General features: G+C 73.7%; 15 protein-coding genes. 6 read left to right on the top strand and 9 right to left on the bottom strand.

The window, feature by feature from the left end; all coding sequences use genetic code 11:
- Positions 1 to 168 precede the first annotated feature (168 nt).
- The 8 genes from ACFVXH_RS35095 to ACFVXH_RS35060 all read right to left on the bottom strand — a co-directional run bounded on the left by ACFVXH_RS35095 (position 169) and on the right by ACFVXH_RS35060 (position 10002).
- Positions 169 to 1368, bottom strand: a complete 1200-nt coding sequence (locus ACFVXH_RS35095) for a hypothetical protein (RefSeq protein ID WP_387829986.1) — start codon at positions 1366 to 1368, stop codon at positions 169 to 171.
- Positions 1369 to 1746: 378 nt separating this feature from the next.
- Positions 1747 to 3999 carry an MMPL family transporter gene (locus ACFVXH_RS35090; RefSeq protein ID WP_387829984.1) on the bottom strand — a complete coding sequence of 751 codons (2253 nt, stop codon included), beginning with the start codon at positions 3997 to 3999 and terminating at the stop codon, positions 1747 to 1749.
- Positions 3971 to 5194 (bottom strand): beta-ketoacyl synthase, encoded by a 1224-nt coding sequence (locus ACFVXH_RS35085; protein WP_074003371.1) that lies wholly within the window; start codon positions 5192 to 5194, stop codon positions 3971 to 3973. The genes ACFVXH_RS35090 and ACFVXH_RS35085 overlap by 29 nt, the downstream gene beginning before the upstream one ends.
- Entirely contained in the window at positions 5191 to 5463 is a 273-nt protein-coding gene (locus ACFVXH_RS35080; RefSeq protein WP_074003372.1) for an acyl carrier protein, read from the bottom strand. Before ACFVXH_RS35080 ends, ACFVXH_RS35085 begins: the two co-directional genes overlap by 4 nt.
- 33 nt (positions 5464 to 5496) lie before the next feature.
- On the bottom strand, positions 5497 to 6492 hold the full coding sequence (locus ACFVXH_RS35075) for an NAD-dependent epimerase/dehydratase family protein (RefSeq protein ID WP_387829980.1): 996 nt from the start codon (positions 6490 to 6492) through the stop codon (positions 5497 to 5499).
- Positions 6489 to 8162 (bottom strand): AMP-binding protein, encoded by a 1674-nt coding sequence (locus tag ACFVXH_RS35070; RefSeq protein ID WP_387829977.1) that lies wholly within the window; start codon positions 8160 to 8162, stop codon positions 6489 to 6491. The genes ACFVXH_RS35075 and ACFVXH_RS35070 overlap by 4 nt, the downstream gene beginning before the upstream one ends.
- The gene (locus ACFVXH_RS35065; protein ID WP_387829974.1) at positions 8159 to 9154 is read right to left on the bottom strand and encodes a 3-oxoacyl-ACP synthase III family protein; all 996 of its coding nucleotides are present in this window, start codon (positions 9152 to 9154) and stop codon (positions 8159 to 8161) included. The genes ACFVXH_RS35070 and ACFVXH_RS35065 overlap by 4 nt, the downstream gene beginning before the upstream one ends.
- 23 nt (positions 9155 to 9177) lie before the next feature.
- Positions 9178 to 10002 (bottom strand): alpha/beta fold hydrolase, encoded by an 825-nt coding sequence (locus tag ACFVXH_RS35060; protein ID WP_387829972.1) that lies wholly within the window; start codon positions 10000 to 10002, stop codon positions 9178 to 9180.
- Positions 10003 to 10381: 379 nt separating this feature from the next.
- On the opposite strand from ACFVXH_RS35060, the gene ACFVXH_RS35055 reads away from it, so the two are divergent.
- Both ACFVXH_RS35055 and ACFVXH_RS35050 read left to right on the top strand, forming a co-directional pair.
- Positions 10382 to 11056, top strand: coding sequence for a hypothetical protein (locus ACFVXH_RS35055; RefSeq protein WP_074003376.1), 675 nt, complete (start codon positions 10382 to 10384; stop codon positions 11054 to 11056).
- A 45-nt stretch (positions 11057 to 11101) separates the two neighbouring features.
- On the top strand, positions 11102 to 11797 hold the full coding sequence (locus tag ACFVXH_RS35050; protein WP_387829970.1) for a hypothetical protein: 696 nt from the start codon (positions 11102 to 11104) through the stop codon (positions 11795 to 11797).
- 91 nt (positions 11798 to 11888) lie between these two features.
- On the opposite strand, the gene ACFVXH_RS35045 is transcribed toward ACFVXH_RS35050, so the two are convergent.
- Positions 11889 to 12626, bottom strand: a complete 738-nt coding sequence (locus ACFVXH_RS35045; RefSeq protein WP_380741114.1) for an SDR family oxidoreductase — start codon at positions 12624 to 12626, stop codon at positions 11889 to 11891.
- A 125-nt stretch (positions 12627 to 12751) separates the two neighbouring features.
- Here ACFVXH_RS35045 and ACFVXH_RS35040 point away from each other — a divergent pair, with 125 nt between their 5' ends.
- The 4 genes from ACFVXH_RS35040 (at position 12752) to ACFVXH_RS35025 (ending at position 15980) form a co-directional block, all read left to right on the top strand.
- On the top strand, positions 12752 to 13594 hold the full coding sequence (locus ACFVXH_RS35040) for a helix-turn-helix transcriptional regulator (RefSeq protein ID WP_380781672.1): 843 nt from the start codon (positions 12752 to 12754) through the stop codon (positions 13592 to 13594).
- Positions 13595 to 13794: 200 nt separating this feature from the next.
- Positions 13795 to 15000 carry a cytochrome P450 gene (locus ACFVXH_RS35035; protein WP_387829966.1) on the top strand — a complete coding sequence of 402 codons (1206 nt, stop codon included), beginning with the start codon at positions 13795 to 13797 and terminating at the stop codon, positions 14998 to 15000.
- A gap of 3 nt (positions 15001 to 15003) precedes the next feature.
- Positions 15004 to 15204: a ferredoxin gene (locus ACFVXH_RS35030; protein WP_387829964.1), complete on the top strand. Its 201-nt coding sequence runs from the start codon at positions 15004 to 15006 to the stop codon at positions 15202 to 15204.
- 140 nt (positions 15205 to 15344) lie between these two features.
- Positions 15345 to 15980, top strand: a complete 636-nt coding sequence (locus ACFVXH_RS35025; protein WP_387829962.1) for a class I SAM-dependent methyltransferase — start codon at positions 15345 to 15347, stop codon at positions 15978 to 15980.
- Positions 15981 to 16002: the final 22 nt, after the last annotated feature.

Below are 16002 nucleotides of genomic sequence, written 5' to 3'. Positions count from 1 at the left end.
GGGGCCGCCGCCGCACGCACGGGCCTGGCCCCCGCCGCAAAGGTGGCGTTCCGGATCGGGCAGTGCGCCCCCCACGTAGCCGCGAGGACGTCTCCCTCAGCCTCGCCTGACTCCGCCCCGCAGCGGCCTCCCGGACGGTCTGCGGGGCGGAGTCAGGCAGCACATGTGCTACCAGGTGATCAGGATGTAGCCGGGGCCACCCGCGCCACCCTGCCGACCGGTGCCGCCGCCGCTGCCGGAACCGCCCGGCTGCGAGCCGGGGTTGGGGCTCGGGGCGCCGCCGTTTCCTCCCTGGCCTCCCGTGCCGCCGGCGCTGCCGTTGCCGCCGCTTCCTCCGACACCGGTGCCGGCGGGCGGGGCGACGGAGGCCGCCGGGGCCGCGGCGCCGGTGGAACCGGTTCCGCCGGCGCCGCCCGAACCGCCGCGCTCGCCCGAACCGGGGCTGCCCTCCACACCCTGGCCGCCGGTGATGCCGTCGTCGCCCGCAGCACCGGACTGGCCGGCGGTCCCGGGATTACCGGGCAGTTGCGTCAGCGTCCCCGAACAGCGCGTGATGGGGGAGGCGGACGCCGACCCGCCGCCCGCACCCCCTCGTCCGGTGGTGCCGGACACACCTCCGGCACCACCCGCACCCCCCGACGCGCCGATCTTGCCGTTCTCCCCGCCCTGTCCCGCACCGCCGCCGGAGCCGGAGCCCCCGGCGCTCCCGTTGCCGCCGGGCTTCGCGAAGACCCGCGTGCTGAGCCCCGCGATGCCGGTGATCGGTCCGGTGGTGTCGGCGCTTCCTCCGCCGCCGCCCGCGCCGGCGGTGCCGGCCCGGCCGCTGGTCGCGATGGTGCCGGCCGCGCCTCCAAGGCCGCCCGCACCTCCACCGCCGCCCCCGGACGGCCTGCCGGGCCCGGCCACGTAGACCTCGAACCTGTCTCCCGCCGTGACGGCGGTCGTGCACTCCGTGTAACCGCCGCTGCCGCCGCTGCCACCCGCGCCCCCGCCACTGCCGCCCGCACCACCGCCCCCGCCCCCACCACCGACCGGGTTGGCGATCAGGGGCGGGTAGCTTCCACCACCACCACCGCCACCGCCTCCCCCACCCCCGCCACCGCCCGCTCCGGTGCCGCCACGGCCCCAGACGCGCACGGTCATCCGGGTCACCCCGGCCGGAACCACGAAGATGTACAGGCCCGGCGTGTACGCCTTCTGACCGCTCTGCAGCACCGTCCGGGAGATGTCCCGCGAGGCGTCGGCCGCCCCCGCGGGGAACGGCGCGGTGAACGCACTCGTCGTGGCCACCAGCACCACGAAGGCCGCGCGCGCGGCGGGCAGCCGCCCCGGCCCTCCCCGGCCCAGGGAAGTGAACGGTGTCCTCACAGGTCTTCTCCCTTACCGTCGGGGCGGCTCCAGCCGGGCGGCCGAACACGACCAGCGCCGCCCGCGCCCCTTCCCACCCGCCACTGGGCCGACCAGCCACGACGATCACGCCGACCAGCCCTGCCACGCGAGAACGAACACCCGGCCTCGGGAGAGGAACTACCCCCTCCACACCATCGCGACGGGCCCCGCACGACCGCACGCCCCGACCACGCCTCCAGCGCCGGACAGCACTCCGGCGGACTCGCCCTCGGCTACGGAACCACCGGCCCACCACCGCGACGCCGACATCGTCGGCCTCATCACCGTCTGGACAGCGGCGCTCCACCGGTTCGGCACCGGCCTCGCAGACGGAGCCGGGCCACGTCGCTCACGCGCTCACTCGACCGCCCCCAGGTCCCGCAACGGCTCCGGACGAGGCCCGCTCGGTGCCGTCCGTCGCCGTAGGCGCGGTGTCCACCAGTTGAGTTCGCCGAGCAGGCGCATGGTGGCGGGGACCAGCAGCATGCGCACCACGGTGGCGTCGACGGCCACGGCCACCACGACACCGATGGCGATCTCCTTCACGGTCAGGACGGGGCTGGTCGCGAAGGCGGCGGCGACCAGCACGATCAGAGCGGCGGCGGCCGAGATCAGCCCGCCGGTGCGCCCGAGGCCAGTCACCACGGCGCTCGCGTTGTCCATGCCGCCCCGGTGGAGCTCGCGGATCTGCGCGATCAGGAAGAGCTCGTAGTCGACGGAGAGCGCGAAGACGAACATCAGCATGATGGCGGACTCCAACGCTCCGACGTACCCGGCGGGTTGAAGGCCCAGCAGCCGGGCGCCGTGGCCGTCCTGGACGGTCCAGGTGACGGCCGCGAAGGCGATGCCGAGGGACATCGTCGTGGTGACGACGGCTTTGAGCGGGACCAGCAGCGACCGGAAGGCCAGGAAGAGCAGGCCGAACGTGACCACCAGCAGGTACCCGACCAGCGCCGGGAGCCTGGCCTTCAGGGTGTCCAGGACGTCGACATTGACGGCGGCCGGTCCGCCGACCAGGACGCGGCCGCCGTCAGGCGGGTCGAGCGCCCGCACCGCGCGCACCAGTTCCTCGGCGACGGGGGCGTCCGGGGCGGCGGGGGCGGTGACGCTCATCAGCGCGCTGTGCGCGGTGGTGGCGCGAAGTCGGACGTCCTGGGCGTTCGGCAGCCCGGCGAGCCGCTGCTGCCAGTGGGCCAGTGCGGTCCTGCCCGGTTCGCCGCCGATGTCGTCCCGCAGGTGGGCGACGACCTGGAGTTGGTCGAGCCCGGCCGCCGGGAAGTCCTCGTGCAGCAGTTCCTGTGCTCTGCGGCTGGCCGCCCCGGCGGGCAGGGTCCGCAGGTCGCTCGCCGCGAGGTGCAGCCCGACGACCGGGACGCTCAGCACGGCGATCACCGCGACGGCGGCGGTGAGCCAGGCCCAGGGGTGGGTGACGGCGCTCCGGCCCAGCCGGTACCAGAATCCCGTCTCCTCGCCCTCGGCCCAGGCGCGGCCGAGACCGGCCCGCCCGAAGCCCGGCAGCCGGACGCACCCGGCCTCGACACGCGGGCCGAGCACGGCCAGCACGGCGGGCAGCATGGTGAGGCTGGCGGCGCCGGCCAGCGCGACGGTGACGGCGGCGCCGATGCCGAGGGAGCGGGTGATGGGGAACGGAAGCAGGGTCAGGCCCAGGACGGCGAGCGAGATGGCCGTCGCGGAGTAGAGCACGGTGTGCCCGGCGGTGGCCATGGTGGCGGCGACGGCCCGGTGCGGGTCGCCCCGGTGGCGCAGCTCGCGCCGGAAGCGGACGACGACGAACAGGGCGTAGTCGACCGACAGCCCGAGGGCGATCATGACGACGACGTTGCGGGTGATGTAGCTGACCGGCACCAGCGGGGAGAGGAGGCGCAGCACCGCGAAGGACATCGCGAGGCTCGTACCGGCCACGGCCAGCGGCAGCAGGGCCGCGGTGAGGCTGCCGAAGAACAGCAGCAGCAGGAGGAACAGCAGGGGGAAGACGTAGAGTTCGGCGCGGGTGAGGTCGTCGTCGACGGTGCGGTCCAAGTCGACCTGGAGCGGCACCTCCCCGGCGTAGGCGACGGTGAACCCGTCGACGTGCAGCAGCCGGCGCAGCCGCTCGTAGGAGGCGTCCTTGGCCTGGTCGCCGGTGCCGGCCAGCCCGACGACCACGCAGGCCGCGTGCCCGTCGGCGGAGAGGAGTTCCCGCTTGCCGGTGTTCCAGTAGTGCTGGGCGCCTGCCATCACGGTCCTGGGGACGTCGCCGAGCGCGGTGCGCACGGCTTCGCCGAACTCCAGGTCGTGCACGGTGAGGGTCTCGCTGCGGAAGATCACGACCGTGCTGGTGCCGCCCGCGTTGTAGTGGTGTTCGACGGCTTCGAGCGCCCGGCCGGATTCGGCCCCGGGGTTGGTGAAGCCGCCGTGGGACAGCCGCGCGGGCAGCCCTGCCCCGACGGCCGCGGCGACGGCCAGCAGCAGGGCGGTGGTCCACAGCACCGCCCAGCGGTGGCGGGCGACGAGTGCGCCGAGCCGGGCCCCGGCGCCGTCCGGCGGCGCCTGGGAGCCCCGGGCCGTGCTCGCCCGGGGGTCAGCTTCGGCGCAGGGCGAGGACGACATTGTGGCCTCCGAAGCCGAAGGAGTTGCTGAGCGCCGCGTCGATGCGTTGTCGGCGAGCGGTCCCGGTGACGCAGTCGATGTCGAACTCGGCGAGGTCGGGGGTGAGGTTGGCGATCGGCGGTACCAGTCCGTGCTCGATGGTCAGCACGGTGAGCGCCGCCTCGATCGCGCCGGCCGCGCCGAGGCTGTGGCCGAGCACGCCCTTGGGGGCGGTGACGCTGGGCCGGTGCGGCAGGGCGCGGGAGATCAGGCCGGCTTCGGCGGCGTCGTTGAGCGGGGTGGAGGTGCCGTGGGCGTTGACGTGGTCGACGTCGCCGGCGCCCAGGTCCGCGGTGCGCAGCGCCGTGCGCAGCGCCTGCTCGGCGCCGGCGGCGCCCTGGGGCGGCGCGGTCGGGTGGTGGGCGTCGTTGCTGGCGCCGTGTCCGGCGAGCACGGCGCGCGCCCGGGCGCCGCGCGCCTTCGCGTCCGCGGCGCGCTCCAGGACGAGGACGGCGGCGCCCTCGGCCAGGACGAAGCCGTCCCGGTCGGCGGCGAACGGCCGGGAGGCGCCCGGTACGTCGTGTCCGCGTGCCGACAGGGTGCCCATCCGGTGGAATCCGGTCGCCACCAGCGGGCTGAGGGCGGCTTCGGTGCCACCGGCCAGGACAATGTCACAGGACCCGGCGACCAGCAGGTCGTGGGAGACGGCCAGCGCCGTGGCGCCGGAGGCGCAGGCGGTGGCGCAGGCGAGGGTCGGGCCGCGCGCGCCGAACTCCTGGGCCACCTCGCCGACGGCCATGTTGCCGATGACCATCGGGACCAGTGTCGGCGAGACGTGGGCCGGCCCGCGCTGTTGGAATCGGCGCAGCTGGTCCTCCCAGTGCGGCGCGCCGCCGAAGCCCACCCCGAGGACGACGGCGACCCGGGCACCGTCCCACCCGCCGGTGTCCAGCCGCGCGTTCCGGACGGCCTCCCGGGCCGCGAGCAGCGCGAGCTTTCCGAACCGTCCGATCCGCCATGCCTTCTTGCGCCCGACCGCCGTGTCCAGGTCCGTGGCGGGGATGCGGCAGGAGAACGCCACCGGGGCGGCGTCGAGGTCAGGGTCCGGTGACGCGGTGGGGGTTCCGGCGCAGACCCGCCGCCAGGTCTCCTCGGTGCCGACCCCGGCCGGGGTGACGAGCCCCAGGCCGGTGACGGCGATCTCGGGGCGGTTCACGCGACGGGTTCGGTCGCGTCGCCGAGGCGGGCCTGGACGATCCGGGCGATGTCGGTGAGCGTGCTCTGCCGGTCGGCGTCCTCCTGGCTGATCAGGATGCCGAACTCGTCCTGGAGGACGAAGGCGAACTCGGCCAGCGCGAGCGAGTCGACCTCCATCTCCTCGAACGTGGCGTCGGGGCTGATGGCGTCCGCGGATACGCCGAACCGTTCGACGAGCAGGGTCTGAGCGGTGTCGCAGACGGCGTCCACGGAGAGCGTCGTGTCCATGGTGGTTCCTTTCCGGAGGGCGAGGGGGCGGGCTCAGCTGCCGGTGGTGCGGTGGTGGCGGGTCAGTTCGGCGATGCCCTGGTCGAAGGTGGTGGGCGGTTCGAAGCCGAGGTCGCGCCGGGCCGCCGTGAGGTCGAACCAGTGCGGCCGGGTGAGCTGGTGGAGCAGGAACCGGCTCAGGCCGTGGCCGGTGTGGCGGCGGACCGTCGCCGTCGTGGCGTCGGCCAGGACGGCGGCGGCCAGCGCCACGGGGTAGGGCACCGGGTGCCAGCTCGTGTGGCGTCCGGCCGCGGCGAGCAGCCCGGTCACCACCTCGCGCAGCGGCCGTGGTTCGCCCTGGGCGACGAAGTAGGCCCGCCCGGCCGCCGGGTGGCCCGGTCGCAGCCGGTCCAGCGCGAGCAGGTGGGCGTGGGCGGCGGTGGCGAGGTGGCAGGTGTCGACGAGGTTGCCGCCGCGGCCCGGCATCAGCAGCCGTCCGGTTTCGGTCGCCCGCAGGAGGGCGGGCAGGAAGTGGGGGTCACCGGGCCCCCAGATCAGGTGGGGCCGCAGCACGGTGGTGGCCAGGTCCGGGTCGTTGGCGGCGAGGACGGCCGCCTCGGCCTCGGCCTTGGTGCGGGGGTAGGCGGCCAGATGGCGCCGGGGCCGGGGCAGCGACTCGTCCCCTGCCGTGATGCCGTCAGGGGTGAAGACCGCGCTCGCGGTGGAGGTATAGACCAGCCGAGGGACGCCGAGGGCGCGACAGGCGCTCAGGACGTTGCGGGTGCCCTCGACGTTGACCGCGCGGTACGGCCGCTCGGGCCCCCGGACTCCGGCCAGGGCCGCGTTGTGGATCACCGCCTCGCACCCGGCGAGGGCCCGCCGGACCGCACCCGGGTCGGCGATGTCGCCCAGGTGCTGACGGACCCCGAGCCGCTCCAGCTCAGGACTCCAGCGGCGGTGCAGCGAGACCGCGATGTCGCCGCGCCCGGCGAGGCGCCGGCACAGCTCCAGACCAAGGAAGCCACTGCCCCCGGTGACCAGGACCCTCATCGCCCGCCTCCCAGCACGCCGCCCGGGCCTCGTCGGCGCAGCTGTCGGCGGGCCCAGCGGGCCAGGCGGGCGCGGTCGACGCGCGAGTTGTGCCTCGGGTCGGTGGGCAGCCGGCGGTGGACCAGCACGGTGGCGATCCGGTGCCCGCCCGGCACCGCCGACAGGGCCTGCCGAAGACTCTGGCGGACAGCCGTCCCGGAGTTGGCCGCCGATGGCGCCAACTCGACGCAGAGCACCGGCCGTTGGCGGCCGACGGGCCCGAGGCCGATCAGCGCGGTGCGGCCGATGCCGGGCACCGCGTCGGTGATCCGCTCGACCACGGCGGTGTCGAGCACGAACCCGGTGCCGTGCACCCGGTGCGCGGAGCGCCCGAGGAACCACAGCCGGCCGCTCTCGTCCAGCCAGCCGAGATCGCCGGTGCGGTGCAGCAGGTCCTCCCCGGTGCCGACCTTGGCGGCGGTGTTCGCTTCCGGGCGGGCGTGGTAGGCCCGGCTGACCTGCGGGCCGCCGACCGTGATCTCTCCGTACCTCCCTCGCGCCATCGGCCGGTCGGAGGCCGACCGGCCGGCCGGCGCCAGGACGTGGGCCGCCATGCCGGGCACCGGGCGGCCCAGGCAGACCCCGCGGTGGGTGTGCAGCGGATCGGCGTGCGCGGCGGCCAGCTCGGCACTGTCGATCACGCTGACCGGCAGGCACTCGGTGGCGCCGTACGCGCTGAGCAGCGTCGCCTCCTCCGGCAGCGCCCGGCGCAGCGCACGCACCAGCCGGTCGGGCGGCGGGGCGCCGAAGGAGCAGATCCGCCGTACCGGGGCGAGCGGCAGCCGGCCGCCCTCGCACCCCTCGGTCAGTGCCCGCAGCACCGCGGGGGAGGCGCACACCACCGAGGTGCGGTGGTCGGCGACGGCGCGGACCAGGTCCGCGCCACGGGTGCGCGCGGGCCTGAGGTGGTCGACGGCCGGGACGACGGTGGTGGCGCCGGTGGCGGGCCCGAACAGGGCGAAGGGTAGGAACCCGGCGAGCAGCACCTCATCGGGGCCCAGCTCCAGCAGCCCGGCGACGGAGCGGACCTGAGCGGCCAGCTGCCGGTGCTCGTACTCGACGCCCTTGGGCGGACCGGTCGAGCCGGAGGTGAAGGCGATCAGCGCGAGCGAGGTCGCGGGTGGCGGGCTCGGCCACGGCGGACCCGGCCGGGCCGGGTCCGGCCGCGGGCCGCGCCGCGCGCGTCCCGTGACCAGCGTGGTGGTGACGTGCCGGCGGGCCCAGCCGAACAGCAGCCGGGCCAGGTGGGCGAGCGGGTCGCCGATGAACACCTCGGGCCGGGTCTCCTCCAGGCAGGCCCGCAGGGCCGGCCGGGGCAGCGCCGGGTCGATCAGCACCGGTACCGCACCGAGGGCGAGCAGCCCGTACACGGTGGTCACCAGGTCGTACGGGTCACGGGCCATCACCACGGCCTTCTGCCCGGCTCCGACCCCCGCCTCGCGCAGTTCCCGGGCACGCGTGCGGCAGGCGGCCTCCAGCGTCGCGAAGTCGACGGTGTGCCAACGCCCGCGCGGAGCGGGCCAGACGAGCGCGGTACGGTCCGGTTGCAGGTCGGCCCAGCCGGCCAGGCGGGCGGCGAGCGTCTCCGGCCAGGCCCCGTCCGCCCGGACGGCCCCGGAGTCCGCGGTCACCACCGCAGTGCCATGACGCCGACACTGGTGCCGCTGGCCAGGCCGACGATCCCCACCAGATCGCCCTCGCGCAGCCGGCCCTGCTCCTGCGCGAGGACCAACTGCAGCGGGATGGTGGCGGTGGCGACGTTGCCGTGGTCGGCGAAGGTGGGGATCACGGCCTCCTCGGGGATACCGGTGGTCGAGCAGAGGATCCGGGTCATGGCCGCCGAGGGCTGGTGGACACAGAACAGCGCGCAGTCGGCCACGGCACCGATCAGCTCGCCCGCGGCCTTGACGGTCTGTTCCCGCAGCCCCGCGAAGGAGGCCGTCAACGCGGCGTCGTCGACCTCCAACTCGTGCATCCGGCCGGTGGCGTACGGGCTGCGCAGTACCGCGCTCGGCCACGCGGCGGGGTTGGCGAAGAACCTGCTGCCGAGGATGCCGGGCCGTTCGCTCGCCTCCACCAGCACGGCCGCCCCCATGTCACCCAGCGTGAGGCTGGCCATCGCCGACGCGAGCCGGCCGCGGTCCGGGACGCGCCAGCGGGTGAGCCGGCTGGGCGCCTCCCCGGTGACCACCAGCACCCGCCGGTAGGAGCCGAGCCTGATCAGCGCATCGGCGCTCTCCAGCGCGCTGAGCACGCCGTTGCAGGCGTTCATCAGGTCGAAGACCGGTGCGGTGACACCGAGTTTGGCGGCCACCACGTTCGCGGTCGCCGGCTCGTCGAGGTCCTTGTTGATCCCGGTGTAGACGAGCAGGTCGATCGCCTCGGGCGGGAGGCCGGCGTCCTCCAGGACGGCCGCACCCGCCCGGGCCGCCAGGTCCGAGGGCAGGTCCCCCGGCGCCGCCACGCACCGCTCGCGCAGCCCGAACATGTGCTCCAGCAGCCCCGTCGGCAGCGCGGCCCCGGGGCTCTGCCGGCACAGCTCCTCCTCGATCTCGCGGGAGCTCTGGCGGGCCTCGGGGACATGGACCCGCACGAGACCGATCCTGCTGTGGGGCGAGGGCATGGGTACCTCTCTGTGATAGGTCGTCACCGCGCGGACAGGAAGCGCCGAAGCGGCCCGACCAGGGCCTCGCCGACGTCCTCCAGGACGAAGTGGCCCGCGTCGGCGAAGGCGTGGACCTCGGCGTGCGGGAATCTGCGGCGCCACTCCCCCAGGACGAGCGGCGTGAACACCGGGTCGCGCAGGCCCCAGCCGATGAACACCGGCAGCCCGGCGTGGTCGGCGCTGTCCCCACCGGGATCGACCAGGGACCAGGCGGGGTCCTCGCCGCTGCTCGGGATCTGTCGCAGGAAGTCCCGTACCGCCCGCCGCCGCCCCGCGCCGCGGTACGGCCACAGGTAGGCGGAACGGACCTCGGCGGGCAGCGGCCGGACCACCCCGGCCCGCAGTGCCGCCCGCGGGAAGGCGTTCAGCAGGTGCGCCGCCTCACCGAGCGGCCCGATGTCGCGCAGCAGGGCCAGCGAGCGCGGCAGCCGGTAGCCCTCGGGCCAGCGGAAGCCCACGCTGTTCAGCACGACCAGCCGGGTCACCAGCCCGGGATGCCGCCTCGCCCAGGCCAGACCGATCGGCCCTCCCCAGTCGTGCACCGCCAGGGTCCAACCCTCCGACGGTGCCCCGCACCGCTCGATCAGGTGGGCCGCCAGCACGTCGAGGTGCTCCAGCCGTTCCGCCAAGGGAATAGGGGCGGCGCCGACGCTCCGCCGGGAGAGGCCCATGCCCAGCTGGTCCGGCACGACGCAACGGAAGTCCTCGGCCAACGCGGTGACAAGGCGCCGCCACAGATATCCCCACGTCGGGTTCCCGTGCAGCATGAGCACGACGTCGCCGGACCCCTGGTCGACGTAGTGCAATCCGGATTCCTCCTCGCGCCGCCAGTGCTCCGTACCCGGAAAGCCGGGCAGACGAGGTCGACTGGGCAGCATGGGGGTCTCCCCTGGTCCGTCGGCGGCCCGGCGGGCCGGCGCTGAAAGGTCTGCCGCAGAACGTAGCCCGACGCCGGCGGAAGACCCGGCAGGCGCACGCCGCTATCCCTCGACTGCCGGACAGTAAAGATCGTCAGCGATCTTTAGTGGCAAAAGTCAACCCATTCATGACTCTTCCCACACGCTGCGACAGTCGGATCAATATCGCACCGTAAAGGCGAATCCGGTCCCGCCTGGATCGCGCAGTTCCATGCCAGTGGTGATCCTGGCACCAGCAGTTCGTATACGCAATCAAAAGGAGGACATTATGGGCTTTCAGCCCACCGCCGCGGACACCCCGTCCGGTCCACACGCCGGAAACTCCTCGACCCGGCGCTGGCGCCTCGCCACCGTCCCGCTCGCCCTGGCCGCCACGGTCGCCGGTGCCGGCCTGCTCATCCAGGAGACCGCCCCCACTCCGGCCGCCGCCAGCGGCTCCACCGGCCACCGCGACACGCTCCTGACCAAGCTCAGCTGCTCCGGGCAGGCGGTCGTCACCACCAGTGCGCCGATCACGGACGCCCCCACGAGCGTGTCCATCACCGCGGTCGGCACCTACGACGACTGTTTCGCCGAGAACGGCGGGCCCGCGAACGTCCTGTCGGCGACGTTCACCTTCGCCGGCTCCGGCACGATCTCGTGTTCCTCCCCCAGCTCGTTCAGCGGCACCGAGACCATCACCTGGTACAGCGGACTGAACCAGACCGGCAGCGTCGTCGGAACCTCCACCGTGACCACCAACGGCGCACAGCCCGTCGAAGGCGACCCCGCGCACGAGGAGATCCTCGACTCGACCGACAGCACGGTGTCCCTCGGCAGCACCGTCCTGCCGGGGGCCGGCGTCGTCGCCACCTTCGAGCCCACCAGCGACATCAGCAACTGCTCCAACGGCCTGAGCAGCATGACCGTGAAACACGACGCCGCGTTCTCCGCCCTCCTCTGACCCCTCCCCTCTCCCAGCCGCCCGACTTCACAGAACAGGAACACCATGCCTTCGCACTCCTGGGACTCCGACCCCGTCCCGACGCGGGAAACGACACCCTCCAAGCCCCGCCGGTGGCACCTGGCCGTCGTCCCGCTCGCCCTGGCCGCCGTGGCCGCCACCTCGGCCGTGCTGCTCCAGCAGTCCGCCCCCGCTTCGGCCGCCGACACGCCGGTCGTGACCGACGGCGCCGACGGGGCTGCCAAACCCCGGGCCACCCCCCTGCTCAAGCTCATGTGCGGCGCGAACGGTACGATCCAGAGCACCCAGCCGGTCACGAACACCCCCACCTCGGTCGACATCTCCATGACCAACGGCGTCGTCGAGAGGTGTCTGACGCAGAACGGCGGACCCGAGCTGTCCGCCGGAACGGTCTCGCTCACCGGGGCGGCCACCCTCTCGTGCAGCCAGGTCGGCCAGCTCACCGGCACCATCGTCGTCAACTGGTCCGACGGAAGCGGCAATTCGGCCGGCGTCTCCACCATCAACGCCGACGGCATGCAGCGCGTCCAGGCCGACCCCTCGAAGAACGAGATCACCAACAACCTCAACGGCGTGGTCTCCCTCGACAGCACCGTCCTGCCCGGTGCCACCGTCACCGGCACCCTCTACCCGGGGGCCGACATCACGAAATGCAGCACCGGGACCATCAGCAGCCTCCCGAACAGTGACATCGTCCTGCGTTTCAACAGCCTCGTCTGAGACTCCCTCGGCACCGGGCCGGGGCGCGGCACCTGCCGTGCCCCGGCCCGGTGCCGTAGCGCCGGTGCCGACAGCATTCCGGGATCTTCCGTCACTGGGCGCTCGCCGCAGGCCGTACGACGATCTCGTTCACGTCGACGTACGGCGGCTGGGAGATCGCATAGGCGACGGCGTCCGCGATCGCGGAGGCCGGCAGGGCCACGGCGCGGTAGGTCCGCATGGCCGCCCGGGCGGCCGGGTCCGCGATGCCGTCGGCGAGTTCGGACTCCGTGACGCCCGGCGAGACCAGCGTGACCCGGACGTCACCGGCGGACTCCTGACGCAGGCCCTCGGAGATCGCACGGACCGCGAACTTGGTGGCGCAGTACACGGCGGCGGTGGGAGAGACCTCGTGCGCACCGACGGAGGCGATGTTCACGATGTGCCCGCCACCCTGGGCGCGCAGCACGGGCAAGGCGGCGGAGATGCCGTGCAGGACGCCCCGCAGGTTCACGTCGATCATGCGGTCCCACTCCTCCGTCCTGAGCGCCTCCAGTGGCGACAGCGGCATCACCCCGGCGTTGTTGACCATCACGTCCACGCGGCCGTACCGCTCTTCGGCCGCTGCCACGAAGTCCCGCACGTCGGCGGCCCCGGTCACGTCCAGGCGCCGGGTCGCCGCCGTGCCGCCCGCGGCGGTGATCTCCGTGACGAGTCGCTCCAGGCGATCGGTGCGCCGCGCCCCCAGGAACAGGCGGTGGCCGTCGGCGGCGAGCCGGCGGGCGGTCGCCTCGCCGATCCCACTGCTGGCACCGGTGATCGCTACAACCTTGACTGTCCGGTCGTGCATGACTGCCCCTCATCTCTCGGTAGGGCACCGAGTCTGGGCGAGGTGTTCCAGGCGGCCCAGGCCGTGTGCTGCCCGGGTGCGGTACACCCAGGCAGCACACCGGGCCCTCGGCATAGCGTGGGCACATGACCGACAACCAGCTGGGTGAGTTCCTGCGGGCACGCCGTGCGGCCGTGCGGCCGGACGAGGTCGGGATGCCGAGCCATGGCGTGCGCAGGGTCGCCGGGCTGCGCCGCGAGGAGGTCGCCGTACTGGCAGGGGTGAACGCGGACTACTGCACCCGGCTGGAACAGGGCCGCGAACGCCACCCGTCCGCGCAGGTGGTGGACGCGCTCAGCCGCGCGCTGCTGCTGGACACCGACGCCCGGGCGCACCTTCACCACCTGTCCGGAACCGCAGCGTCCCGGCGGCCCGTCGCCGCCACCGACCGGGTCGCCCCCGCCCTGCGCGTCCTGCTGGACGGCTACCCCGGCACTCCGGCGTTCGTCATCGACCCGGTCCTGGACGTCCTGGCCGCCAACGCCTTGGCCGAGGCCCTGTACTCCCCCTTCGAAGCGATGGACAACCTGGCCCGCATGGTCTTCCTCGACCCGGCAGGTCGACCGTTCCACCCCCGATGGGACCGGACGGCGGAGACAGTGGTGGGGCACCTGCGCCAGGCGTCCGGCGTCGACCCGGGCAGTCCGCGCCTACGGGCTCTCATAGGCGAACTCAGCACGCGCAGCACGGACTTCGCCCGGCTGTGGAACACCCACACCGTGCGCGGCAAGACCCGCGAACACAAGCACGTCCACCACCCGGACGTCGGCGGCATGACCCTCACCCACCACGCGTTCGACGTGCGGGACGCCCCCGGCCAGCAGTTGATCATCTACCATGCCGAATCCGGCAGCCCCAGCGCCGAGGCACTCAGCCTGCTCGGCTCCGTGCACGCCACAGCGAACCGCGCCCACCGGTCCGCCGGGTGACAGCCTGCTCCGTGACGCCCGGCGAGTTTGCCTTAACCTTCATCCATTGCAACGGGCCGTTGCGTTCGAGGTCAGCGTCATTGCATCAGTTTGCCGCTACTGAGCTGGCATAATGCCTTTCGTACGATTGACGCCACGTCAGGAAAAGCCGTAGCTTTCCAGTTGTCCGAACGTGCGGCAACGCGAAACGAGGCACGGCCATGGGGGAATCCCCGCACACCGTCACCACCATGCCGGCGGCGCGCCGCCCCGGCTGTCCCTTCGACCCGCCCGCCGAGCTGATCGACGCCCGCCGGCACGGGCCGATGAGCCGCTACACCTTCCCCGGCGGGAAGCCCGGCTGGCTGGTCACCGGGTACGACCTGGTCCGGGCGGTGCTGGCCGACACCCGGTTCAGCTCGCGCAAGGACCTGATGCTCCACCCGACCATCGACTACGGCGACTTCCAGATCCCGCCGGCGCCGCCCGGGGAGTTCGTCCTCATGGACGAGCCCCAGCACAGCCGCTACCGCAAGCCCCTGACGGGCAAGTTCACCGTCCGGCGCATGCGGCTGCTCACCGAGCGCATCGAGCAGGTCACCGCCGCCCGCCTGGACGCCATGGAGGCGGCCGGGCCTCCGACCGACCTGGTGACCGCGTTCGCCAAGCCCATCCCCGCCATCGTGATCTGCGAACTGCTCGGGGTGCCGTACGAGGACCGGGGCTCCTTCCAGGAGCAGGTCGACTCGTTCATGAACGGGGAGACGAGCGACGAGGACCTCATGGCGGCCTACGCCGCGACCCAGGAGTACCTGGCGGAACTGGTGGCCGCCAAACGCGCCGACCCCACCGACGACGTGCTCAGCGACCTCACCGACAGCGACCTGACCGACGAGGAGCTGAAGGGGATCAGCCTGATCCTGCTCGCGGCCGGTCTCGACACCACCGCGAACATGCTGGCCCTCGGCACCTTCGCGCTGCTGCGCACCCCGGACCAACTGGCCGCGCTGCGCGCCGATCCCGCGCTCGCCGACCGGGCCGTGGAGGAGCTGCTGCGCTACCTGAGCGTCGCCAAGACCTTCATGCGGACGGCCCTGGAGGACATCGAACTCGGCGGCCGGACCGTCAAGGCCGGCGACCGGCTGATCCTCTCCTTCAACACCGCCAACCGCGACCCCGAGCGCTTCCCCGATCCCCACGTGCTCGACCTGAGCAGGCAGGACGGTGGACACCTGGCCTTCGGCCACGGCATCCACCAGTGCCTGGGCCAGCAGCTGGCCCGCATCGAGATGCGGGTCGCCTTCCCCGCGCTGCTCGACCGCTTCCCCACGCTGCGGCTGGCCGTACCGCCCGAGGAGGTCGCCCTGCGCCCGGAGCTCGCGGACATCTACGGAGTGAAGAGCCTCCCCGTCACCTGGGACGCGTGACCGATGAGGATCACCGTGGACCTCGACCGCTGCATCGGCTCCGGAATGTGCGCCCTGACGGCCGGCGAGGTCTTCGACCAGCGCGAGGACGACGGCACCTCGGTCGTACGACAACCCGACCCTCCCGCCGAGGCCTTGGACGCGGTGCGCGAGGCGGTCGCCCTGTGCCCCGCCTCGGCGATCAGCCTGTCGGCCGACCTGTGACGGCCGGGCCGGTCCGACACATGATCGTCCGGTCGTCTCGCGGAGCCCGAGGCCCCGGGAGGGCCTGCGGCGCCAGGGCCCGCGGCCGGGCGTTCGGTGGCCGTGACCAGCGCCGACGGTCCCGCCTTAGGATGCGGGACATGAACAGCACCACGCCGCCGCACGGAGAGCCCATACCGACGACGCGGCGAACCCGCTGGCAGCAGGCGGGGCAGAGCGGGAACTTCGGCAAGCGGTTCGCCGACCTCATCTCCGCCGGCGAGGACGTCGACGGTGAGGCCCGGCTCGCCGACACCCTCCTGCCGCGCGGCGCCCGGGTGCTCGACGCCGGCGCCGGCATGGGCCGGGTCGCCGCGGCGCTGCTGCGGCGGGGGCACGACGTGGTCGCGATCGAGCCCGACCCGGCCCTGGTCCGGCAGGCCCGGGAGACCTACCCCGGGCTGGCGATCGAGGAGCGCGACATCCTCGACCTCGGCCCCGACGACGGCCCGTTCGACCTGGTCGTCTGCGTGGGCAACGTCATCGTCTTCCTCGCCGAGGACACGGAACGCAGGGCACTGGGCGCGATGCGCGACGTGCTCGGCGAGAACGGCCGGATCCTGGTCGGCTTCCACCTCCAGGACCCGCCGCCGCACGCCCGCACCTACCCGGCGGCGGAGTTCGAGGCGGACCTGGCCGCCGCCGGACTGCGCGTCGACCTGCGGGCCGGCACCTACCAGCTGCACCCCGCGAACGACGCCTACGGCGTCTGGGTCCTGAGCCGCGCCCAGGCGTAACGCCACCTCCCAGGGCCCTGCC

This window comes from Kitasatospora sp. NPDC058184, assembly GCF_042883725.1.
Lineage (GTDB): Bacteria > Actinomycetota > Actinomycetes > Streptomycetales > Streptomycetaceae > Kitasatospora.
The sequence above is the reverse complement of the archived record's forward strand: the minus strand, read 5'-3'. Positions and strand labels throughout refer to the sequence as shown.